At 69.5% G+C, this 21,448-nt stretch carries 20 protein-coding genes and 2 tRNA genes; 15 read left to right on the forward strand and 7 right to left on the reverse strand.

The window, feature by feature from the left end; all coding sequences use genetic code 11:
- Nucleotides 1–168: 168 nt before the first annotated feature.
- From yidC to rpmH, 4 genes are read right to left on the reverse strand one after another with little or no spacing between them, the layout of a single operon-like run.
- Nucleotides 169–1,140, reverse strand: coding sequence for a membrane protein insertase YidC (gene yidC / locus PLJ28_RS00800; protein ID WP_298044064.1), 972 nt, complete (start codon nt 1,138–1,140; stop codon nt 169–171).
- A gap of 6 nt (nt 1,141–1,146) precedes the next feature.
- Complete coding sequence (gene yidD, locus PLJ28_RS00805; protein ID WP_324589825.1) at nt 1,147–1,512, reverse strand: membrane protein insertion efficiency factor YidD; 366 nt, start codon at nt 1,510–1,512, stop codon at nt 1,147–1,149.
- Nucleotides 1,509–1,895 (reverse strand): ribonuclease P protein component, encoded by a 387-nt coding sequence (gene rnpA, locus PLJ28_RS00810; RefSeq protein WP_298044065.1) that lies wholly within the window; start codon nt 1,893–1,895, stop codon nt 1,509–1,511. The genes yidD and rnpA overlap by 4 nt, the downstream gene beginning before the upstream one ends.
- Before the next feature lie 38 nt (nt 1,896–1,933).
- Entirely contained in the window at nt 1,934–2,071 is a 138-nt protein-coding gene (gene rpmH, locus PLJ28_RS00815) for a 50S ribosomal protein L34 (protein WP_029139256.1), read from the reverse strand.
- Nucleotides 2,072–2,601: 530 nt separating this feature from the next.
- Here rpmH and dnaA point away from each other — a divergent pair.
- The 10 genes from dnaA (at nt 2,602) to PLJ28_RS00865 (ending at nt 13,995) form a co-directional block, all read left to right on the forward strand.
- On the forward strand, nt 2,602–4,044 hold the full coding sequence (dnaA, locus tag PLJ28_RS00820) for a chromosomal replication initiator protein DnaA (protein WP_324589826.1): 1,443 nt from the start codon (nt 2,602–2,604) through the stop codon (nt 4,042–4,044).
- Between the two features lie 653 nt (nt 4,045–4,697).
- A complete protein-coding gene (gene dnaN, locus PLJ28_RS00825; protein WP_298044070.1) occupies nt 4,698–5,828 on the forward strand; it encodes a DNA polymerase III subunit beta in 1,131 nt (376 codons plus the stop codon).
- Nucleotides 5,829–5,850: 22 nt separating this feature from the next.
- A complete protein-coding gene (gene recF / locus PLJ28_RS00830; RefSeq protein WP_298044071.1) occupies nt 5,851–7,017 on the forward strand; it encodes a DNA replication/repair protein RecF in 1,167 nt (388 codons plus the stop codon).
- A gap of 110 nt (nt 7,018–7,127) precedes the next feature.
- Nucleotides 7,128–7,643, forward strand: coding sequence for a DciA family protein (locus PLJ28_RS00835; RefSeq protein ID WP_298044087.1), 516 nt, complete (start codon nt 7,128–7,130; stop codon nt 7,641–7,643).
- A gap of 384 nt (nt 7,644–8,027) precedes the next feature.
- Nucleotides 8,028–10,124 (forward strand): DNA topoisomerase (ATP-hydrolyzing) subunit B, encoded by a 2,097-nt coding sequence (gyrB, locus tag PLJ28_RS00840; protein ID WP_324589839.1) that lies wholly within the window; start codon nt 8,028–8,030, stop codon nt 10,122–10,124.
- 106 nt (nt 10,125–10,230) lie between these two features.
- Nucleotides 10,231–12,939 carry a DNA gyrase subunit A gene (gene gyrA / locus PLJ28_RS00845; protein WP_502876468.1) on the forward strand — a complete coding sequence of 903 codons (2,709 nt, stop codon included), beginning with the start codon at nt 10,231–10,233 and terminating at the stop codon, nt 12,937–12,939.
- Entirely contained in the window at nt 12,939–13,520 is a 582-nt protein-coding gene (locus PLJ28_RS00850; RefSeq protein WP_298044072.1) for a DUF3566 domain-containing protein, read from the forward strand. Before gyrA ends, PLJ28_RS00850 begins: the two co-directional genes overlap by 1 nt.
- Before the next feature lie 107 nt (nt 13,521–13,627).
- Nucleotides 13,628–13,701: transfer RNA gene (locus PLJ28_RS00855), tRNA-Ile, on the forward strand.
- A gap of 44 nt (nt 13,702–13,745) precedes the next feature.
- Nucleotides 13,746–13,913, forward strand: a complete 168-nt coding sequence (locus PLJ28_RS00860) for a hypothetical protein (RefSeq protein WP_298044073.1) — start codon at nt 13,746–13,748, stop codon at nt 13,911–13,913.
- Nucleotides 13,914–13,922: 9 nt separating this feature from the next.
- Nucleotides 13,923–13,995: transfer RNA gene (locus PLJ28_RS00865), tRNA-Ala, on the forward strand.
- A gap of 201 nt (nt 13,996–14,196) precedes the next feature.
- On the opposite strand, the gene PLJ28_RS00870 is transcribed toward PLJ28_RS00865, so the two are convergent.
- Nucleotides 14,197–15,042, reverse strand: a complete 846-nt coding sequence (locus tag PLJ28_RS00870; protein WP_298044074.1) for a hypothetical protein — start codon at nt 15,040–15,042, stop codon at nt 14,197–14,199.
- Nucleotides 15,043–15,242: 200 nt separating this feature from the next.
- On the opposite strand from PLJ28_RS00870, the gene PLJ28_RS00875 reads away from it, so the two are divergent.
- The 3 genes from PLJ28_RS00875 to PLJ28_RS00885 all read left to right on the forward strand — a co-directional run bounded on the left by PLJ28_RS00875 (nt 15,243) and on the right by PLJ28_RS00885 (nt 17,658).
- The gene (locus PLJ28_RS00875; RefSeq protein ID WP_298044076.1) at nt 15,243–15,788 is read left to right on the forward strand and encodes a peptidylprolyl isomerase; all 546 of its coding nucleotides are present in this window, start codon (nt 15,243–15,245) and stop codon (nt 15,786–15,788) included.
- A gap of 367 nt (nt 15,789–16,155) precedes the next feature.
- The gene (locus PLJ28_RS00880) at nt 16,156–16,803 is read left to right on the forward strand and encodes a rhomboid family intramembrane serine protease (RefSeq protein WP_502876469.1); all 648 of its coding nucleotides are present in this window, start codon (nt 16,156–16,158) and stop codon (nt 16,801–16,803) included.
- A gap of 264 nt (nt 16,804–17,067) precedes the next feature.
- Nucleotides 17,068–17,658: a DinB family protein gene (locus tag PLJ28_RS00885; protein ID WP_298044078.1), complete on the forward strand. Its 591-nt coding sequence runs from the start codon at nt 17,068–17,070 to the stop codon at nt 17,656–17,658.
- 67 nt (nt 17,659–17,725) lie between these two features.
- Here the strand turns inward: PLJ28_RS00885 and PLJ28_RS00890 are convergent, their stop codons facing one another.
- Nucleotides 17,726–18,013 carry a cell division protein CrgA gene (locus PLJ28_RS00890; RefSeq protein WP_298044079.1) on the reverse strand — a complete coding sequence of 96 codons (288 nt, stop codon included), beginning with the start codon at nt 18,011–18,013 and terminating at the stop codon, nt 17,726–17,728.
- 204 nt (nt 18,014–18,217) lie between these two features.
- Between PLJ28_RS00890 and PLJ28_RS00895 the strand changes: the two genes are divergently transcribed.
- The gene (locus tag PLJ28_RS00895) at nt 18,218–18,871 is read left to right on the forward strand and encodes an anthranilate synthase component II (protein WP_298044081.1); all 654 of its coding nucleotides are present in this window, start codon (nt 18,218–18,220) and stop codon (nt 18,869–18,871) included.
- 31 nt (nt 18,872–18,902) lie between these two features.
- Here the strand turns inward: PLJ28_RS00895 and pknB are convergent, their stop codons facing one another.
- A complete protein-coding gene (gene pknB / locus PLJ28_RS00900) occupies nt 18,903–21,089 on the reverse strand; it encodes a Stk1 family PASTA domain-containing Ser/Thr kinase (protein WP_324589827.1) in 2,187 nt (728 codons plus the stop codon).
- A gap of 162 nt (nt 21,090–21,251) precedes the next feature.
- On the opposite strand from pknB, the gene PLJ28_RS00905 reads away from it, so the two are divergent.
- Nucleotides 21,252–21,448: hypothetical protein (locus PLJ28_RS00905; protein WP_324589828.1), on the forward strand; the 197-nt coding region annotated here is incomplete at its 3' end.

Below are 21,448 nucleotides of genomic sequence, written 5' to 3' on the forward strand. Positions count from 1 at the left end.
CGGAGCCCTCGGAGCCCTCGACGGAGTCAGCCGCGGCCTCGTCGACCGTGGTGTCCGCAGGCTGGCCGACGGCGTCGACCACGGCACGGTCGACCGACTCGCCGGCGACCTCCACGGAGTCCGTGGTCTCCGGGACGTCCCCGTGGGGCGATGCTGACACGTCGGTCATCACTTTCTCCTCTTCTTGGTCTGCCGCTTGGGCTGCTGGCGCTGGCCGGCCTGCTGCACCCGGGCAGCCTCCGCCTCGGCCTTCGCCGCCGCCTCCTGGGCGGCCTTGCCCACGGGCGGCAGTCCCTTGGCCGCGCGTCGCTCATTGAGCTCGCGCTCGGCCAGCGAACCGGGGGTCGGGTTGTTGCGGATGATCCACATCTGCTGCCCCACGGCCCAGAAGTTGGTGGCCGTCCAGTAGATCAGCACGCCGATGGGGAAGTTGATGCCACCGATGCCGAACACCAGCGGGAGGATGTAGAGCATGAACTTCTGCGACTGGGCGAACGGCCCGGTCATCGCCGCCTCGGACATGTTCTTGCTCATCAGCATCTTCTGCATGTAGAACTGCGAGGCCGTCATGAGGATGATCATGACGAGCGAGACGATGATGACGGCCACGTTCAGGTTCTCGCCCAGCGAGCCCAGGAACGTGGACTGCATGGGCGCGCCGAGGAAGATGGCATCGCCGAAGGACCGGATCTGGTCCGCGCTCAGGGCGGCCTCGCCCTCGCCCCGTTCGGCAGCCGCCCCGGCCCCGGAGAGGATCTGGAACAGCGCGAAGAAGAACGGCATCTGCACGAGCATCGGCAGGCACGCCGCGAACGGACTGGTGCCGTGCTCCTTGAACAGGGCCTGCTGCTCCATCGCCATGGCCTGACGGGAGAGCTGATCGGTCTTGCCCTTGTACTTGGCCTGCAGCTTCTGGATCTCGGGCTGCATGGCCTGCATGGCACGCTGCGACTTGATCTGCTTGACGAACAGCGGGATCAGCAGGGTGCGGACGAGGATCACCAGCAGGATGATCGACAGCGTCCAGGTGAGACCGCTGTTGGGGTCCATGCCGAGCCAGTCCAGGACGGTGTGGAAAGCACCGAGGATCCAGGACATCACCCACTTGAAGGGCCAGAGAATGATTGCGAAGAAGTCCATGGTCTCCTACTGCTCCTCCGGCGGATCCGGCGGAATGACGGGATGGTTCAGGTCAATGATCTTGGGTCTGTGTCCCGGTGGCCAAATCCTGCGACCGGGCGGGACGGCGTCGACCCCGCCGCTGGACCACGGGTGGCACCGGGCCAGCCGGCGGGCCGAGAGCCACGCGCCGCGCGTCGCTCCGTGGACGTGCACCGCCTCCAGCGCATAGGCCGAGCAGGACGGGAAGTAGCGGCACACCTGGCCGTAGGTCGGCGAGATCACCGCGCGGTAGGCCATCAGCAGCCAGCCGAGCAGCATCGACGGCAGGGCGCGCAGCGGTCCCCAGACGGTGGATCCCGGCAGGGTCGTGAAGGGGGACTGGTCGGTCACGGCGAGGTCACCGCGGTCCGGCGTCGGCCCTCGGCCTTGCGCAGTGCGGAGGACAGGGCGGAGTCCAGGTCCTTCTTCAGGCTGTCCCAGTCCGCCTCGCCCGACGGCGGCAGGGCGCGCACGACGATCGTGGCGCCCGGGTGCCCCCTGAGGGGGCCGTTGAACTGCTCCGCGACCGCGGCCCGGAGCCGGCGCTTGACCCGGTTGCGGGTCACCGCGTTCCCGACCGCCTTGGAGACGACGAAACCGGCCCTGAGGGGGCCGGCGTCGGGATCCTGGGGGTAGGCGGACACGACAACGTTCCGACGCCCTGCCCGGGCGCCGGAACGCAGTGTCTGGGAGAAGTCCGCGGGGGTGCGTACCCGTCTGTCGCGGGGCAGCACGCCGTCGTGTCCGCTCTACTGGCCAGCCTCAGGCTGGGTCAGGCGGACAGTTCGGTGCGGCCCTTGGAACGGCGGGTCGCCAGGATGGCGCGGCCGGCGCGGGTGCGCATCCGGGCGCGGAAACCGTGCTTCTTGGCACGGCGGCGGTTATTCGGCTGAAAAGTCCGCTTGCTCACTTTGAATTCTCCACAACGTGTGTATGCGCCCGGACCCGTTGTACCTGGGGGAAGAACCGGTAGACGCTCTGACTAGGACTTCCCCGTACGGGACTCCGGACCGTATGGGCTGGGCCCGGACCGGTGTCCGCCGGCTGTCGGCGCTCCGCGACCGGACCAGGAACACCTGGACGGTTCTGCGCATGCGCAATCAGCCCCACGGGGACCAACCAAGTTTACGGAGGCCCACGAGCCAAGGTCAAATTGCCCTCGGGTCCGCCGGGGCCCACGCACCCTTCCTGCGCCGTTCCTGCGCCGTCCCCTCCGGTGCCCCTCGGCTCTCCCCTCGATGTCCCCGGGGCCCTCACGGAGCAGCACGCGCCACCGGCCGTCGACACTCCCGGGCCCGTTGCAGTGGGTCCACATCCCCTGCCGCGTCATTCCGGGAGGGGAACCGCGTTCATCCACAGGGTTATCCACCCCCTGTGAATAACCCTGTGGATTACCGGTAGACTCGAGGCCTACCCCGTCAGGAAGGACCCCCACACCCCATGGTCGCAGATGAGGCTGTCAGCAGCTCGTGGCGCAAGGTGGTCCGTACCCTGGAGGAGGACGACAGGGTCTCTCCCCGGCAGCGCGGGCACATCGGACTGGCCCAGGCACAGGGGCTGATCGGCAATACGCTGCTGCTGGCCGTGCCGAACGAGCTCACCCGCGAGGTGCTGCAGACCCAGCTGAAGGACTCCCTCGCGGCCGCGCTGCAGGACGTGTTCCGCACCGAGATCCTCTGCGCGTACTCGATCGATTCCACGCTCACCGCCCCCCTGGAGTCCGAGTCCCCGAGGCCGGCCCAGGCCGCACCGGTCCCGGAGATCCCCCTGGCCCGCTCGGCGGGTTCACCGGTGCGGTCGATGCCGCCGGCGCCCGCCCCGGCGCCGCCGTCGACCTCCGACGAGACGAGCCGGCTGAATCCGCGGTACCACTTCGAGACCTTCGTGATCGGTTCCTCGAACCGGTTCGCGCACGCCGCGGCCAACGCCGTCGCCGAGGCCCCTGCCAAGGCGTACAACCCGTTGTTCATCTACGGTGAGTCCGGCCTGGGCAAGACGCACCTGCTCCATGCCATCGGGCACTACGCGCGGCACCTGTACCCGGGGCTGCGGGTGCGCTACGTGAACTCCGAGGAGTTCACCAACGACTTCATCAACTCCATCCGCCACGACGAGGGCGCCAGCTTCAAGCAGGTGTACCGCAACGTGGACATCCTGCTCATCGACGACATCCAGTTCCTGGCGGACAAGGAAGCCACCGTCGAGGAGTTCTTCCACACCTTCAACACGCTCTACAACAACAACAAGCAGGTCGTGATCACCTCCGACCTGCCCCCCAAGCAGCTCTCCGGCTTCGAGGACCGGCTGCGCTCCCGCTTCGAGTGGGGGCTGATCACGGACATCCAGCCGCCGGACCTCGAGACGCGCATCGCCATCCTGCGCAAGAAGGCCGAGGCCGAGGGACTGACCGCTCCGCCCGAGGTCCTCGAGTACATCGCGTCCAACATCTCCACGAACATCCGTGAGCTGGAGGGGGCGCTGATCCGCGTCACCGCCTTCGCCTCGCTCAACAAGCAGCCCGTGGGCATCCAGCTGGCCGAGCAGGTGCTCAGGGACCTGATCACGGACGAGGATGCCCACGAGATCACGGCGCCGACGATCATCAACGAGACGGCGGCCTACTTCAACCTGACGATGGACGAGCTGGTCTCGAAGTCCAGGACCCGGACCCTGGTCACGGCCCGGCAGATCGCGATGTACCTGCTGCGAGAGCTCACCGAGATGTCCCTGCCCAAGATCGGCCAGGAGTTGGGCGGTCGTGACCACACCACCGTCATCCACGCTGATCGGAAGATCCGCGAACTCATGGCGGAACGGCGGACCATCTACAACCAGGTCACCGAACTGACGAACCGGATCAAGCAGCAGCAGCGCTCACGCTGATCGAGCTTTACCGCCGTCGGCCGTCGCTGACCGCGGTAAAGCGATCGACCTTCACCCTTAACTACAAGGTCGGTCCACAGGACGATCCGGGCCGATGGCGGCTTTACACCGTGCTTGTCCACAGTTATCCACAACTTTCCACAGGCGCAGGCCCGGTATTTCGTAGACCAACCCACAGCTGTGGATAAACCTGTGGATGCTTAAGTGGAGCACCGGGGTCAGCTTCTGGATAACCGGGGGGTCCCCTGTGAATTCACGGATTTCGCCGCCGAAGTTGTGCACAATGGGCTCACAGGACGGCCGGAGAGGATCCACCGGGACATCCACAGGCCCTTCCGCGGCCCGGGGCCCTCCAGATGGGTTATCCACAGTTTCCACAGCACTTATTAACACTACTAATCCCTGTTAATAGAAAAATCCCAAGAACATTAACGCTGCGCCTCCGCCCCGACCGGACCGCCGCCCTCGTCCACCCGGTCACGGCCCCCTGAATCACATCACCGGCGATTTTTGTGTCATTCGCGGCACCGGCGAGTCACGGTAAGCTGACACGGCACCCGGTCATCGGTGTGTACGAGGGGCTCCAGGCGGGTGGACGTCCCGGTGGATCCGAACGACAAGACCTGCCGTCTGCGAGAAAGGCGGATACTTCTGTGAAGTTCACCGTTGAGCGGGACATCCTGACGGACGCCGTGTCCTGGACCGCCCGATCCCTGTCGCCCCGCCCCCCGGTGCCGGTCCTGTCAGGACTGCTCATCACCGCCGAGGACGGTCTTGTCTCCATCGCCAGCTTCGACTACGAGACCTCGGCGCAGCTGGAGATCGAGGCGGACATCGAGACGCCCGGCAAGATCCTCGTCTCCGGGCGCCTGCTCAATGACATCGTCCGATCGCTTCCGGCCGCGCCCGTCACCGTCGAGACCGAGGGCTCCAAGGTCATCGTGACGTGCAGGAACTCGCGGTTCGACCTGGCCACCATGCCCGTCGAGGAGTACCCCGCCCTCCCCGAGCTCCCCGAGTCGGCGGGCACGGTGGACGGCACCGCCTTCGCCCACGCCGTCGCGCAGGTCACCGTCGCCGCCTCGAGGGACGACACCCTGCCCATCCTCACCGCCGTGAAGCTCGAGATCGAGGGCGACCGGATCACGTTCCTGGCCACGGACCGTTACCGCCTGGCGCTCAAGGAACTCACCTGGTCCCCGGCCGACCCCTCGATCTCCACCTCGTTGCTGGTGAAGTCCCGGACACTGACCGAGGTCGCCAAGTCCCTGGCCGGTGGCGGAGACCTGGAGCTCCGCCTGCCGAAGGAGTCCTCCACCTCGGACCTCGTCGGCTTCTCCTCCGGCGGCCGCCGCACCACGAGCGTGCTGGTAGACGGGGAGTACCCCAAGATCCGGGCCCTGTTCCCGGAATCGAGCCCGATCCACGCCGTGGTGGCGACCGGCCCACTGGTCGAGGCCGTGAACCGCGTGAAGCTCGTCGCCGAGCGGAACACCGCCGTGCGGATGGTGTTCACCGACGGCCAGGTGGCCCTGGACGCCGGTACCGGCAACGACGCCTCCGCCAACGAGTCGCTGGACGCGGCCCTCGAGGGCGATGAGATCACCGTCGCCTTCAACCCCTCCTACCTGGGCGAGGGACTGAACGTCATCGACGCCCCCTACGTGCGGTTCTCCTTCACCACCGCTCCGAAGCCGGCCCTGATGACGGCCCAGCAGGAGCCGGATGCACCGGAACAGGACGACTACCGGTACCTGGTCATGCCGGTTCGCCTGACCCACTGACGAAAAGCAGGCCGCAAGCTTCGTGCATCTGTCCCACCTCTCCCTCACCGACTACCGGTCATACCACCGGGCCGAGCTCGACCTGGCGCCGGGTCCCAACGTCCTCGTCGGGTCGAACGGAGTGGGCAAGACCAACGTCGTCGAGGCCATCGGGTACCTGGCCACCCAGGAATCGCACCGGGTCTCCCACGACGCCCCCCTGGTCCGCTTCGGTGCCACCCAGGCCATCATCCGCGGCCGGGTCCACCGCGGTGACCGGGCGGTCGCCGTCGAGATCGAGATCAACCCGGGCAGGTCGAACCGGGCGGCCATCAACCGTGGGGCGCCGCAGCGGGCGCGGGAGGCACTGGGACTGCTGCGCTCCGTCCTCTTCGCCCCGGAGGACCTGTCCCTGGTCAACGGTGATCCCACGGTGCGCCGGCGGTTCCTCGACGACCTGGTGGTCCAGCTCCGTCCCGCCCTCGGAGACGCCCGCAGTGACTACGACCGGGTCCTGCGCCAGCGCAACGCCCTGCTGAAGAACGCCAAGGTCTCCCGGACCTGGTCCGAGGAGCACGACCACACCCTGGCCGTCTGGGACGAGCACCTCTCCCGTGCCGGCGCCCGGGTGCTCAACGGCCGGCTCCATGTCCTGCAGATGCTCGCCGTGCCGTTGACCGAGTCCTACGCGGCCCTCGCGCAGGGGCGGAAGGCGGCGGGGTTCACCTACGAGTCGACGGTCCCGCTGGCCGGTGGCCAGCACGGGACCGTTCCCGGTGAGCAGGAGCTCTACGAGGCACTGCTGACCGAACTCGAGTCCCACCGGAAGCAGGAGCGGGACCGCGGGGTCACCCTCGTCGGCCCCCATCGGGACGACCTCGCCCTGACCCTGGGACCGGCTCCGGCCAAGGGCTTCGCCTCCCACGGGGAGACCTGGTCGATGGCCCTGGGCCTGAAACTGGCCAGCTACCGGGTGCTGATCGCGGACGACCCGGACCCCGACGCCCGGCCCGTGCTCATCCTGGACGACGTCTTCGCCGAGCTCGACGAGGGACGCCGGGCCCGGCTGGCCGCCCTGACCGCCGATGCAGAGCAGCTGCTCGTGACGGCGGCGGTGGCCGGGGACATCCCCGATGAGCTGGCCGGACCACGGATCGGCGTGAGCCTGGGCGAGGAGGGCAGCATGCTGGATGCGGAGGCGACGCCGTGAGCGATCCGGTGGGCCCGCCCGCGGAGCGGGGGGCCAGGCCGGCACGCGGGGCATCCGGGGCAACCGGCGAGGATCCTCCCGCACCACCGGTCGAGGAACCGGACGCCGCCCTGGTCGCCCTCAACCGGGTGCGCCAGGCCGCTGCCGCCCGGGGTGAGATCCGCCGTCGTACCCCCGGCACCGGCAGGACGGGGGCCGCTGCCGCACCGGGAGCCGGCGGTCCGGGTGGCGCAGGCCAGGGGGGCCGACGCCGGGCCCCGGCCCCGGACGCCCGGGACCCGCGCATGCTAGGGGACGTGTTCGGCCGGCTGGTGACGGACCGGGGATGGACGTCACCCGTCGCCGTCGGGTCCGTGCTGTCCCGCTGGGACGAGCTCGTGGGGGCGGACATCGCGCTGCACTGCCGGCCGGAGAGCTTCGAGAACGAGGTCGTGGCCGTCCGTTGCGACTCCACGGCCTGGGCCACCCAGCTCAAACTCCTCACCCCGGCACTGCTGCAACGTTTCGAGCAGGCGCTGGGCCCGGGGATCGTGACCAGTCTCAAGGTCTCCGGCCCGGCCGCACCGTCCTGGCGCAAGGGCCCCCGGGTGGTGCGGGGGCGGGGTCCGAGGGACACCTACGGGTAGAACCCGTGGACGGCGATCTGACGCTCTCATCACCCGGACGGCGGACCGGGACCGGGAGACGGGATTCCGGGGGGACCGGAAGGCCGGTTCCGCGCGTCTGGGGGCATGTTCTGCCTCCGGCGCACCCACGGATGGCCCCGGTGAGGGGCCTTCTGCAGTAGGATATGAAGGACGTCCTGTCGATTCCGGTCCACCCGGACCCGGGCCCAGCCCGGGCCAGCACGCGGAGACGTCCAGATCAGTCCCCGAACCGAGGAGCCGTAGACGCCCGTGGCCGAAGAGAACAACGGCACTGACCAGAGCGGCACCCCGCAGGATCCCGCCGCGACCGGACCGGACGCGCAGGCACAGGCGCCGGACGCCACCGCTTCGGACCCGCAGGCCATGTCCTCGGAGATCACACAGGCCACCCGGAAGGTGGAGCACGAGTACGGCGCCGGGGACATCACGGTCCTCGAGGGACTCGAGGCCGTCCGCAAGCGCCCCGGCATGTACATCGGTTCGACCGGCCCCCGGGGCCTGCACCACCTGGTCTACGAGGTCGTGGACAACTCGGTGGACGAGGCCCTGGCCGGGTACTGCGACACCATCCACGTCACCCTGCAGGCCGACGGCGGCGTCCGGGTCCAGGACAACGGGCGCGGTATCCCGGTGGACCTGCACCCCACCGAGGGCAAGCCCACCGTCGAGGTGGTCATGACCATCCTGCACGCCGGCGGCAAGTTCGGCGGTGGCGGTTACGCCGTCTCCGGCGGCCTGCACGGCGTGGGCATCTCCGTGGTGAACGCGCTGTCCGCGCGCGTGGATACCGAGATCCGGCGCCAGGGCCACGCCTGGCGGATGAGTTTCGCGAACGGTGGCGTGCCCCAGGGCGAGCTCGTCAAGGGTGAGGAGACCGAGACCACCGGAACCACCCAGGTGTTCTACCCGGACCCGGAGATCTTCGAGTCCGTGGTCTTCGACTTCGAGACGCTGCGCGCCCGGTTCCAGCAGATGGCCTTCCTCAACAAGGGCCTGCGCATCACGCTGACGGACGAGCGCCTGATCGAGACCAATGAGGTCCAGCAGGACGAGATCGCCGGGGACACGGACGGCGACGGCGCCCCGGACACCACCGCGGACGCGGAGCCGGCACAGGCGGCGGCCACGATCGGCCACGACCTGGAGACGCCGAGGAAGCGCACCGTCGACTACAAGTACGACCACGGCCTGCTGGACTACGTCGGGCACCTCAACGCCAACAAGAAGGTCGAGATGGTGCACGAGGACATCATCGCCTTCGAGACCGAGGACACCGAGCGCAAGATGGCCGCGGAGGTGGCCATGCAGTGGACCACCGCCTACTCCGAGTCGGTGCACACCTACGCGAACACCATCAACACCCACGAGGGCGGCACCCACGAGGAGGGCTTCCGCGCCGCCCTGACCTCGCTGGTGAACCGGTATGCCCGGGACAAGGAACTGCTCAAGGCCAAGGACGAGAACCTCTCCGGTGATGACGTCCGCGAGGGCCTGACCGCGGTGCTGTCCATCAAGCTCTCCGAACCCCAGTTCGAGGGACAGACCAAGACGAAGCTGGGCAACTCCGAGGCCAAGGGCTTCATCCAGAAGATCGTCTCCGACCAGCTCGGGGACTGGCTCGAGCGCAACCCCGGCCCGGCCCGAGACATCATCCGCAAGGCCCAGCTGGCCTCGCAGGCGAGGATGGCCGCCCGCAAGGCGCGGGACAACGCCCGGCGCAAGTCGCCGCTGGAGTCCTTCGGCATGCCGGGCAAGCTGGCCGACTGCTCGTCCAAGAACCCGGTCGAGTGCGAGGTCTACATCGTGGAGGGCGACTCGGCCGGCGGCTCGGCGAAACAGGGCCGCAACCCCACCACCCAGGCCATCCTGCCGTTGCGCGGCAAGATCCTCAACGTGGAACGGGCCCGCCTGGACCGCGCGCTGTCCAACGCCGAGATCCAGTCCATGATCACCGCGTTCGGCACCGGGATCGGTGAGGAATTCGACATCACCAAGCTGCGGTACCACAAGATCGTGCTCATGGCCGATGCGGACGTGGACGGCCAGCACATCACCACGCTGCTGCTGACGGTGCTGTTCCGCTACATGCGGCCGCTGATCGAGAACGGATTCGTGTTCCTGGCCCAGCCGCCGCTGTACCGGATCAAGTGGTCCAACGCCCCGCACGACTACGTCTTCTCGGACGAGGAGCGCGACCAGGCGGTCGCCGCCGGACTGGCCCGGGGCTGGCGGTACCCCAAGGACAACGGCATCCAGCGCTACAAGGGCCTGGGCGAGATGGACTACCAGGAGCTGTGGGACACCACCATGGACCCGGAGCACCGTACCCTGCTGCAGGTCACGATGGACGATGCCGCCGCGGCGGACGAGATCTTCTCCATGCTGATGGGCGAGGACGTGGAGTCCCGCCGGTCCTTCATCCAGCAGAACGCCAAGGACGTCCGCTTCCTGGACATCTGAGTCCTGACCGACCCCTGACCCGGCGCCCGCGGGCGTGTCCGGTGAGCCGCCCAGCCCGGCCCCGGACCGCCCCGGCCCCCACTGACGAGACCCGAGGACACCGCGCGTGACTGACGAGCAGAACCCCGAGAACCCCGAGAACACCACTCCCGACGCCGGCGCACCGGCGGGCGGGGACGTCCCGGTGATCGCCCCGAACCTGGACGGCATCGACAAGGTCGAACAGGTCGACCTGCAGACCGAGATGAAGCGGTCCTACCTCGACTACGCGATGGCCGTCATCGTCGGCCGCGCCCTGCCGGACGTGCGGGACGGCCTCAAGCCGGTGCACCGCCGCGTGCTCTACGGGATGTACGACGGCGGCTACCGCCCGGACCGCTCGTTCAACAAGTCGGCTCGCGTGGTCGGCGAGGTGATGGGCAACTATCACCCGCACGGTGACTCGGCGATCTACGACGCCCTCGTCCGCCTCATCCAGGACTGGGTGATGCGCTACCCGCTGGCCCTGGGCCAGGGCAACTTCGGTTCTCCCGGCAACGACGGCGCCGCCGCCCAGCGGTACACCGAGACCAAGATGGCGCCGCTGGCCCTGGAGATGGTCCGGGACATCCAGGAAGACACCGTCGACTTCCAGGACAACTACGACGGCAAGCAGCAGGAGCCCACGGTCATGCCGGCCCGGTTCCCGAACCTGCTGGTCAACGGCTCCTCCGGCATCGCCGTGGGCATGGCCACCAACATCCCGCCGCACAACATGCGCGAGGTCATCGACGGTGTCCAGTGGTACCTGGAGAACCCCGAGGCCTCGCGGGAGGAACTGCTGGCCGCGCTGATGGAGCGCATCAAGGGCCCGGACTTCCCGTCCGGGGCCCAGATCCTCGGCCGCAAGGGCATCGAGGAGGCGTACCGCACCGGCCGGGGCTCCATCGCCATGCGGGCGGTCGTCAACGTCGAGGAGATCCAGGGACGCACCTGCCTGGTCGTCACCGAGCTGCCGTACATGGCCAACCCGGACAACCTCGCCGCGAAGATCGCCGAGATGGTCCGCGACGGCAAGCTGACCGGGATCGCCGACATGCGCGACGAGACGTCCGGGCGCACCGGCCAGCGACTGGTCATCGTGCTCAAGCGGGACGCCGTGGCCAAGGTGGTGCTGAACAACCTCTACAAGCACACCCAGTTGCAGGAGAACTTCTCCGCCAACATGCTCGCCCTCGTGGACGGGGTGCCGCGCACGCTGTCCCTGGACGGTTTCGTGCACCACTGGGTGATGCACCAGATCGAGGTCATCGTCCGGCGCACCCGCTTCCGCAAGCGCAAGGCCGAGGAACGCGCTCACATCCTGCTGGGCCTGCTCAAGGCCCTGGACATGCTGGACGAGGTGATCGCGACCATCCGGCGCTCGGCGAGTGCCGACGTCGCCCGCGAGGCCCTGAAGGCCCTGCTGGAGGTCGACGACCTCCAGGCCAAGGCCATCCTGGACATGCAGCTGCGCTCCCTGGCCGCCCTGGAACGGCAGAAGCTCCAGGACGACTACGACGAGCTGCAGGCCCGGATCGCCGAGTACAACGAGATCCTGGCCTCCCCGGCCCGCCAACGCGAGGTGGTCTCCACCGAGCTCGCCGAGATCGGCGAGAAGTTCGGGGACGACCGCCGCACCGAGATCCTCTACGGCTACGACGGCGACATGTCGATCGAGGACCTGATCCCCGAGGAGGAGATGGTCGTGACCATCACCCGGGGCGGGTACATCAAGCGCACCAAGATGGACAACTACCGTGCGCAGAACCGCGGTGGCAAGGGGGTGCGGGGCGCCTCGCTGCGTGAGGACGACGTGGTGGAGCACTTCTTCACCGTGTCCACGCACCACTGGATCCTGTTCTTCACCAACCTCGGCCGCGTGTACCGGATCAAGACCTACGAGCTGCTCGAGGCCGGCCGGGACGCCAAGGGCCAGCACGTGGCCAACCTGATGGCTTTCCAGCCCGAGGAACGCATCGCCCAGGTGATGCCGCTGACCGACTACGGACGGGCGCCGTACCTGGTGCTGTCCACGCGGGACGGCCTGGTGAAGAAGACGCTGCTGGCGGACTACGACACCAACCGTGCCGCCGGCGTGATCGCCATCAGGCTGCGGGAGGGCGACGAGGTCGTCTCCGCGAAGCTGGTCTCGGAGGAGGACGACCTGATCCTCATCTCCCGCAACGGCCAGTCTCTCCGGTTCAACGCCACGAACGAGGCCCTGCGGCCGATGGGCCGGGCGACCTCCGGCGTCACCGGCATGAAGTTCCGCCAGGGCGACGAGCTGCTCACGGCCGACGTGGTCCGGGAGGACTCCTTCGTGTTCACCGTGACGGAGGGGGGCTACGCCAAGCGCACCGCCGTGGAGGAGTACCGGGTGCAGAACCGCGGCGGGCTGGGCATCAAGGTCGGCAAGATCGTGGAGGACCGCGGCGTCCTCACCGGTGCCCTCGTGGTCGAGGAACAGGACGAGGTGCTGGTGGTGATGGAATCCGGCAAGGTCGTCCGCTCCGCCGTGGCCGGGGTGCCCGCCAAGGGGCGTGACACCATGGGCGTGATCTTCGCCAAGCCGGACAAGAACGACCGGATCATCGCCGTGACCCTCAACAATGAGAAGTACCTCAGTGGCGTGGAGGACGGTGAGGCCCCGGAGGCCGGGTCCGAGGGTGAAGTACCCTTGGACTCTGAGACGGCGCCCCCAGCCACCGAGCAGGGCGTCGACGCGACCATGACAGCCACCGAATCCGCAGCGGGTGAATCGAGCCCGGGCGCGGAGACTGACGGAGGACAGTAGTGAGCACATCCGGAACGCCACGGGCAGCGGGCCAGCGCCCGACCGGCAGCAAGCCGGCGCAGGGCACCGGCCGGGGGACGCAACAGCGGACCCCCGCCCAGCCGGCCCAGAAGCCGGCCCAGCGTCCGCAGAACGCGCGCCCGGCGTCACAGGCGCAGGGCCGCCCGGCCCAGCGACCGGCACAGCCGGGCCTGGTGCGGCCGGCGCCCAAGGCCAAGGTCCGGAAGGCCCGTCTGCTCGTCTCCAAGATCGACCCCTGGTCGGTGCTGAAGATGGCGTTCCTGCTCTCCGTGGCCCTGGGCATCGTCACCGTGGTCGGTGCCGTGGTGCTGTGGACCGTCATGGACCTCACGGGCATCTTCGACCAGGTCAACGACCTGCTGGCCCAGGTCCTGGGTTCCGAGGGCGGCAACTTCACCGTCCAGCAGCTGGTCTCCCTGGGCCAGGTCGCCTCCTTCGCGACCATCATCGCCGTGGTCAACGTGGTGCTGCTGACGGCGTTGAGCATGCTCGGTGCCGTGTTGTACAACATCTCGTCCACCCTGGTCGGCGGCATCGGCGTGACCCTCACCGACGACTGAGTCGTCACCGGGTGCCACGATCGTGCGGCATCGGCGCCGATTTTGACCGGCGGCGAGGCTGGGGTATTGTGGATTCTCGTTCCGGGGACAGTTTTTCCCGGGCACGAGGGCGTATAGCTCAGGCGGTTAGAGCGCTTCGCTGATAACGAAGAGGTCCCAAGTTCAAGTCTTGGTACGCCCACCCTCGCAGTTCCCGACCGGCATCACGCCGGGGAAGGCGGCATCATGAAGCCGGTAGCGCGTCTCGTCGCCGTCGCGGCCGGCGTGGCAGCCGTCCTCGGAGTCCGTGCCTGGCGCGAGAACGAGCGGGGCAAGGAAGTCTGGAGTTCCGCCACCGATTCGCTGGACACCCCGGCGGCCGGACGTGAGACCCAGCCCGGCAGCCACAACTGAACACCCCACGGGGGCATGGCGCAATTGGTAGCGCACCTGCTTTGCAAGCAGGGGGTTAGGGGTTCGAGTCCCCTTGCCTCCACCGTGTGATCTCTTCGCAGATCGATGAGGGGCCCGGATCCATGGACCATGGATCCGGGCCCCTCGTGTATCCAGGATCCCCTCGTTCCGGGCCGCGCGGCCCGGGGAACGGGGAAGGGCCCGGGAATCCGTCCTGGACTCCCGGGCCCTTCCCCGTCCGTGCCCCGGTGGGCGCCGTCGGCTGACGGCGCCCACCGCTGGATCACTCGGCGGACTTCGGGGCGGGGACGCCGTCCACCTTCTCCTCGGCGGTGTCCACCACGGCGTTGCCGGCGGCCACGGCCGGGGCCGGAGCGGTGGCGTCGCCCTGGCCCGCCGCGGTGGCGGTCGTCGCCGTGGTGGTGGTGGCGGCCGGTGCGGACGGAGCCCGGGTGGTCAGGTCCGGGTCGGCTCCGGTGGCGCCCTGGTTCTGCAGCGGGGCCGGTGCCGGGGTCTTCCACGGATCATCGACCGGCTTGGTCAGCTGCCACACGGCCACGGCGGCGGCACCCGCGGCGACGACGATGCCGGCCACCAGCCAGCCCTTGTGGCCTGACTTGCCGTGCTTCTTCGCCTGCTTCTTGAACCGCTTCTCGGCGCTCTTGGCGTACTCCTCAGCGGCCTTGCGCAGCTTCCTGACGGCCTTCTTGTCCCCGGTCAGGTTGATCAGGGCGTTCTCCACGGCCGGGGAGACCTTGGCGTGGTGGGCCGCCTTCGAGGCGTGGCCCGCGACGTCGGCGAGTCGTCCGGACGCGGCCGGGACGTACTCGTCCTGCACCTTGTGCCGGGCCGTGTCCACGGCCGGGGTCACGAGACCGACCGCGCCGGCCAGGGCCGTGTTGGCCTGGTGCAGCCCCGCCTTCACCTGCGGTGTCAGCAGGTCGAGGGCGTCGTGGGCGCGGCCGGAGGCCTGCCGGGACGCGGCCTTGCCGCGGACCTTGCCCTCACCGAGGCCCTTCTCGGCCCAGGCCAGTGCAGCCTCCATCTTGGGCGCAGCCCAGTGCGCGGCCTGGTCCACTCCGGAGTTGATCCGGTCCTCTAGGGTCGGGGCAGTCGTCTTCTTGCTCATCTGAACCTCCATGACGTGCGCGGATGCACTCTGCTGTGCCGGCAGCAAACCGGTGCGCCGGGCCTGGGTACAGCCTACGGGGTCGGCGCCGCCGCGGCACGGCGGGGCCGGTGCCACCGCGTTTGGCCCTGCGCGAAGTCTGCCCGCCATGCCCGCGCGGTACCGGACCCGGACCGCCCGCAGGTGGAACAATGGCGACCATGACTGCTATTGCGACCCAGATCGCCACCATCAAGACCAACGCGGGCGACATCGTCGTCGAGCTCTACGGCAACCACGCGCCCAAGACCGTACGCAATTTCGTCGGCCTGGCCACCGGCGAGCAGGAGTGGACCCACCCCCAGACCGGTGAGAAGCAGGTGGGTACCCCGCTGTACAACGGCACCATCTTCCACCGCATCATCAAGGACTTCATGATCCAGGGCGGCGACCCGCTGGGCCGCGGCATCGGCGGTCCCGGCTACCAGTTCGACGACGAGATCAACCCGGACCTGGACTTCACCACCCCGTACAAGCTGGCCATGGCCAACGCCGGCATCCAGGGCGGCCGGGGCACCAACGGTTCGCAGTTCTTCATCACCTCCGTGCCCACCACGTGGCTGCAGGGCAAGCACACCATCTTCGGCGAGGTGAAGGACGAGGCCTCCCGCAAGGTGGTCGACCAGCTCAACGCCGTGCAGACCGGCCCCGGCGACAAGCCGGTCCAGGACGTGGTCATCGAGTCCATCGAGATCAAGGAAGCCTGAGGCCTCCACAGTGTCCCACCAGACCCCGGGCGGTCCGGAGGGCGTGGCACACCGGCAGCTGCCGGTGTGCCCACGTCATCCGGACCGCCCGTCCTTTATCCGCTGTCAGCGGTGCAGCCGGCCGGCCTGTCCGGAGTGCCAGCGGCCGGCCGCCGTCGGGATCCACTGCGCCGACTGCGTGGCCGGCCGGGGGCCGGCCCACACGACGGGCCCGCGGGGCCTGGGGGTGGGGGGACCGGGTGTCGCACCGCACGCCCCCGGGGCCGGGGGACGCCGGCCCGGCGACTCGGGCCCGGCACCGGACCGGTGGGCCACCGCCCGCCGGCCCCGTTGGCGGACCCCGGACCAGCCGTGGGTCACCTGGACCATGATCGGGATCTGCGCCGTGGTCTACGTCCTGCAGTTCCTCACCTCCGGCCAGCGGACGGGCGTCACCGAGCAGTTCTGGTACGCGGGCATGTTCACCTCGGCGGTCGCGATGGAACCGTGGCGGATGCTGACCGCGGCGTTCCTCCACTCTCCGGGGAACCCGCTGCACATCCTGCTGAACCTGTTCACGCTGTGGATGATGGGCCGGGTCCTGGAGCCCGTGCTGGGGTGGGCGCGGTTCCTGGCCCTGTACCTGGTCTCCGCCTTCGGGGGCTCCGTGGCCGTGCTGTGGCTCTCGGCCCCGAACGTGCCGGTGGTCGGGGCCTCAGGGGCCGTCTACGGGCTGTTCGCCGCACTGTTCATCGTCCTGCGCCGCACCGGGGGCAATGTCAGCTCGATCGTGGCGCTGATCGGCGTGAACCTGGCGATCTCGTTCATGGGCGCGAACATCTCCTGGCAGGGCCACATCGGTGGCCTCCTGGCGGGCGCCGCGTGTGCGGCGGTCTTCGCGTACGTGCCCGACGGCCGCCGGGGGCCGGCTCTCCGGCAGTGGCTCGTGCTCGCCGGCGTGGTGGTGGTCCTCGTGGTGCTGGCCGTCCTGGGAGCGCTCCGGCTGACCCCCGAGACGCTGTTGCAACTGCTCTGAGGCGGCCGGTATCCACAGAGTTATCCACCGATGTGGAATGAATGACAACGGTGTGATTCGCCCTCCGAGTTATCCACAGGCGTTTTCCACAGTGTGGATGAATGACACGGGTGTGGTTCCCGGTGTGGATAGCCTGGGGATGAGGGTTTACGCAGGTCAGGGTGGTTATTAACAGCCTCAGAGGCGGTGTGGACACGCTGTGGACAGCTTGGGGAAGAGAGCCCGGTTCTTCCACAATGGGGGGTGTGGGGACAGGATCGGGGAATGACCGTACCACTCCCGTCATCCACAGGCCTGCCGCTCGAGCAGCTCGCCCATCAACTCCGCTGGCACTGGGAGAATCATCTGCGGCCGAGACTGTCCGGGATGACCGACCGGGAATACCACTGGGAGCCGGCGGCGGGAGCCTGGGGCCTCAGGCCGGTGGGAACGCCGGCGCCGGACTATCCGGGTGCCGTGCAGGCCGGCGGCGGGGACTGGGTGGTCGACTTCGCGTTTCCGGAGCCCAGGCCCGCGCCCGTGACCACCATCGCCTGGCGGGTCTCCCACGTACTGGTGGGCGTGTTCGGCGTCCGGATGGCCGGCCATTTCGGCGGCCCCGGGATGGACTACTTCAGCTACGACTACCCGGGGACCGCGGCGGAGGCGCTGGCGCGCCTGGAGACCGCGGTGATCGACTGGTGTGCTGCCGTGGACGGGCTGGACGCGGCCGCGCTGTCGGCGCCCGCGGGGGCCTCCGAGGCACCCTTCGAGGATCACCCCATGCTGGGGCTGGTCCTGCACATCAATCGCGAGGCGATCCACCACGGCGCGGAGATGTGCCTGCTACGGGACCTTTACGCGGCCCGACACTGAGGAGGGGACACGGACGCGGCCCGGTCCGGCGGGACCGGCGTCGAGGCCGTGACGATGGAGAGGACGGTCAGCGCCAGCGGGTCGTCATGATGAAGCCGACCACGGCGATGCCGAAGCCGATGCCGATGTTCCAGCCCCCGGCCTGGGGAATCGGGGCGAGGCCCATGGTGAGGTAGTAGACCACGATCCACAGCAGCCCGATGATCATCAGACCGAACATGATCACCTTGTACCAGGTCGGCAGCGGCCCCGGCTCCAGCTCCGCCACTCGGCGGGCGGCACGGCGTTCGGCCTGTTCGGCCTTCGCCTGGCGCTTGACGGTCTTGCCGTGGGTGCGGGACTTGGACTCGGGCACGGGATTCCTGTTCGACGGGATCGGTCATGAGGACGGTCCGGGGGGACACGGCGTATTCTTCTGCAGACGACTGCAATCCCGGCCAGTCTATCGGCGGCGGCCGGCTCCCGTGCCGAGGACCCTGGCGGGAATCAGGCTGCAGTGGTCGAGCCACCCCGCGGCGCTCCTGCCCCCGTTCACCGATTCGACGATTGGCACCACCGAATGACCTCACCGTCCACCCGCACCGCCCGCATCCTGGTGGTCGACAACTACGACAGCTTCGTCTACACCCTCGTGGGGTACCTGCGTGAGCTCGGTGCCGACACCCTGGTGGTGCGCAACGATGCCGTCACCGCGGGCGAGGCCATGGAACTCGCCGCCGAGCGGGACGGGGTGCTGCTCTCCCCAGGCCCCGGCACCCCGGCAGAGGCCGGCATCAGCATCGAGATGGTGCGCTGGGCCGCAGACCGGTCCGTGCCCCTCTACGGCGTCTGCCTGGGCCACCAGGCGATCTGCGAGGCCTACGGGGCCACCGTGAGCCACGCGGCCGAACTGATGCACGGCAAGACCTCCCGGGTGCGCCACGGCGGCCACCGGATGTTCCAGGGGGTCGCGGACCCGTTCACGGCCACCCGGTACCACTCGCTCGCCGCCGTGCGCTCCACCATCCCGCCGGAACTGGAGATCACGGCGGAGACCGAGGGGGGCATCGTCATGGGCGTGGCCCACCGCAGCGCACCCCTGTGGGGCGTGCAGTTCCACCCGGAGTCCGTGCTGACCGAGGGCGGGTACCGCATGCTCGGCAACTGGCTGGAGTCGCTGGGCATGACCGGGGCGGCCGCGCGGGCCGACACGCTGTCTCCGCTGGTCGGCTGACCGGCCCGCGGCCGACGGGCCGGATCGTGCGTCAGCCGTCCCGGGTCCCGCGGCCGTTGCCGCCATCGTTCCCGCGCCCGTTGTCGCGCCCGTTCCCTCGGTCCTCGTCATCGTTCCCGCGGCCAGGGCCGCCCGAGTCGTCCTCCCCGCTCCCGGGCCGCGGGCCCGCCGCCTCGGGGGTCTCCGACGCGGAGGGGCTGGGCGACCCCGACTCCGAGTCCGAGTCCGAGGGTGAGGGTGACGGCGACTCGGACGGGGACTCCGAGGGTGACGCGGACGGCGTCGGGGACTCGCTCTCCGACGGCGTGGGAGACGGCGACGGGACAGGGGCCCGGGCCACCTCCACGCCCACCGGCGAGCCCTGGGCCACCTCGGTACCCTCAGCCCGTGCCTGGCGGATGACCGTTCCGGCCGGGTAGCTGGACGTCACCCGGGTCTCGACCTCCATGCTCAGGCCGAGGTCCTCGAGGGCCTGCTGTGCCTCGTCCTGGGTCAGGCCCACGACCTTGGGGACCTGCACCATGCCCGAGGAGATGAGCAACTCCACCGATGACCCGGCCCTGACGGTCGAGCCGAGTTCCGGTGAGGTCTCCACCAGCCGGTCCCGGGAGATCTCGGCAGAGGGGACGTACCGCACCGAGGAGATGGACAGTCCCAGCTCCTCGAGGGTGTCCCGGGCGGTCGCCTCCGACTGGCCGGCGAGGTCCTCGGGGATGCTCACCTGTTCCGGGCCGATGGAGATCAGCAGGGTGACCTCCTGGTTCTTCTGCACGGTCGCCCCAGCCTCCGGCTCGGTGCCCACGGCCAGGTCCCGGGGGACCTCGTCGTCGTGGACCTCCTCCAGGATCGGCCGCAGCTCGGCCGAGGTCAGCGTGTTCTGGGCCTCGATCTGGGTCATCCGGGCCACCTCGGGCACGCTCACCTGATTGGCCTCGACGTTGCGCCGGTTGAGCTCGTCCATGAGGAACCACCCTCCCGCGATCGCGGCCAGGGCCAGGACCACGACCAGTACCGGCACCCACACATGGCGCCGGCGCCGGCGCCGCGGCGGGCCACCCGCGGCGGACTCGTCCGCGAAGGCCAGCGGGTGGCCCGTCGTCTCGACCGGCGGGACGGGCGGGGTGACGGCGCTGGGAGCGGCGGCCACCACCGGCTCGCCGGCGGCGGGCGTCGTGGCCCCCACGGCGGCCATGGCCAGGGTGGGCTGTCCGTTCGCCGGTGTGGCGGCGGCGATGGCCTCGGTCACCCCGCCGGGGACCAGGTCGATGGCCTCCGTACGCTCCGGCTCCCCGGCCGTGGAACCCTGCCCGCCGACGAGGGCCGCGCCGGCTCCGGCGAGTCCGACGGCGCCCGCCCCGGTGCCCCCGGGGTTCGTCCGAGCCCGCTCCAGGGCGGCGCGGAACTCCTCGCCGGACTGGAAGCGGTCCTCCCGGTCCTTGGCCAGGGCCCGGGCGACCACGGCGTCGAGGGCGGGGGAGACCTGGGGATTGAGGGTGGACGGGGCCGGCGGTTCCTCGCGCACGTGCTGGTAGGCCACGGCCACCGGGGAATCGCCCACGAACGGGGGCCGTCCGGTCAGCAGCTCGAACAGCAGGCACCCGGCCGAGTACAGGTCGGAACGGGAGTCGACGGTCTCACCGCGGGCCTGCTCCGGTGACAGGTACTGGGCGGTGCCCACCACGGCCTGGGTCTGCGTCATGGTCGCGGCCGAGTCGGACAGTGCCCGGGCGATGCCGAAGTCCATGACCTTCACGGCGCCGGACGTCGTCACCATCACGTTGGCCGGCTTGATGTCCCGGTGGACGATCCCCGCCTCGTGGCTGAAGTCCAGGGCCGCCAGCACGGCGGAGGTCCACGCCACCGCCTGGTCCACCGTGATCTCCTCCTGGCGCAGCAGGTCGCGCAGGGTCCGTCCGTCCACGAACTCCATCACCATGAACGGGCAGGCGACCCCGTGGTGGGCGCCGTCCTCGTACTGCTCCTCGCCGGTGTCGAAGACCGAGACGATGTTCGGGTGGTTCAGCGCGGCCGACGACCTGGCCTCCCGGCGGAACCGGGACTGGAACTGCGGGTCACGGGCGAGGTCCGGACGCATCATCTTGACGGCGACCCTGCGCCCCAGGCGCAGGTCACGGCCCTGGAACACGTCCGCCATACCGCCCCGGCCGATGAGGTCACTGACCTCATACCGGCTGTCGAGGATCCGTTGGTGGGGCACTGTTCTTCGGTCCTGTTCCGTGAAGGGTGAGGGGATGACGGGGTCGTGGGCGGCTCGTCCGGTCGGGGTTCTCGTGCGACGTGGACGGCCGGGCCCGTCCTGTGCGTGGTCCGGTCCTAACCCAGGGGCTCGGTGTCCTGGGAGGGAGCCGGCGCGGCCCCCATGGCAGCCCCACCCGGAGCCTCCGTCGGGTCAGTGTCCGTCTCGGACGGGACCTGCGTCGGGGCGGACTGCGTCTGGGTCGCCTCCTCGGTCTGGGTCGGCGGTGCCGAGGTGGTGGCCGACGGCGCGGTCGTGGTCGGCGGTGCCGAGGTGGTGGCCGGCGGTGCGGTCGTGGTCGGCGGTGCCGAGGTGGTGGC

It is taken from the genome of Citricoccus sp. (genome assembly GCF_035445025.1).
Lineage (GTDB): Bacteria > Actinomycetota > Actinomycetes > Actinomycetales > Micrococcaceae > Citricoccus.

Bases quoted from the DNA above. Each gene is read 5' to 3' on its own strand.
- yidC (WP_298044064.1), bottom strand. From the start codon at position 1,140: ATGGACTTCTTCGCAATCATTCTCTGGCCCTTCAAGTGGGTGATGTCC.
- dnaA (WP_324589826.1), top strand. From the start codon at position 2,602: ATGGTCGCAGATGAGGCTGTCAGCAGCTCGTGGCGCAAGGTGGTCCGT.
- gyrB (WP_324589839.1), top strand. From the start codon at position 8,028: ATGTCCTCGGAGATCACACAGGCCACCCGGAAGGTGGAGCACGAGTAC.
- PLJ28_RS00860 (WP_298044073.1), top strand. From the start codon at position 13,746: ATGAAGCCGGTAGCGCGTCTCGTCGCCGTCGCGGCCGGCGTGGCAGCC.
- PLJ28_RS00870 (WP_298044074.1), bottom strand. From the start codon at position 15,042: ATGAGCAAGAAGACGACTGCCCCGACCCTAGAGGACCGGATCAACTCC.
- PLJ28_RS00875 (WP_298044076.1), top strand. From the start codon at position 15,243: ATGACTGCTATTGCGACCCAGATCGCCACCATCAAGACCAACGCGGGC.
- PLJ28_RS00880 (WP_502876469.1), top strand. From the start codon at position 16,156: ATGATCGGGATCTGCGCCGTGGTCTACGTCCTGCAGTTCCTCACCTCC.
- PLJ28_RS00885 (WP_298044078.1), top strand. From the start codon at position 17,068: ATGACCGTACCACTCCCGTCATCCACAGGCCTGCCGCTCGAGCAGCTC.
- PLJ28_RS00895 (WP_298044081.1), top strand. From the start codon at position 18,218: ATGACCTCACCGTCCACCCGCACCGCCCGCATCCTGGTGGTCGACAAC.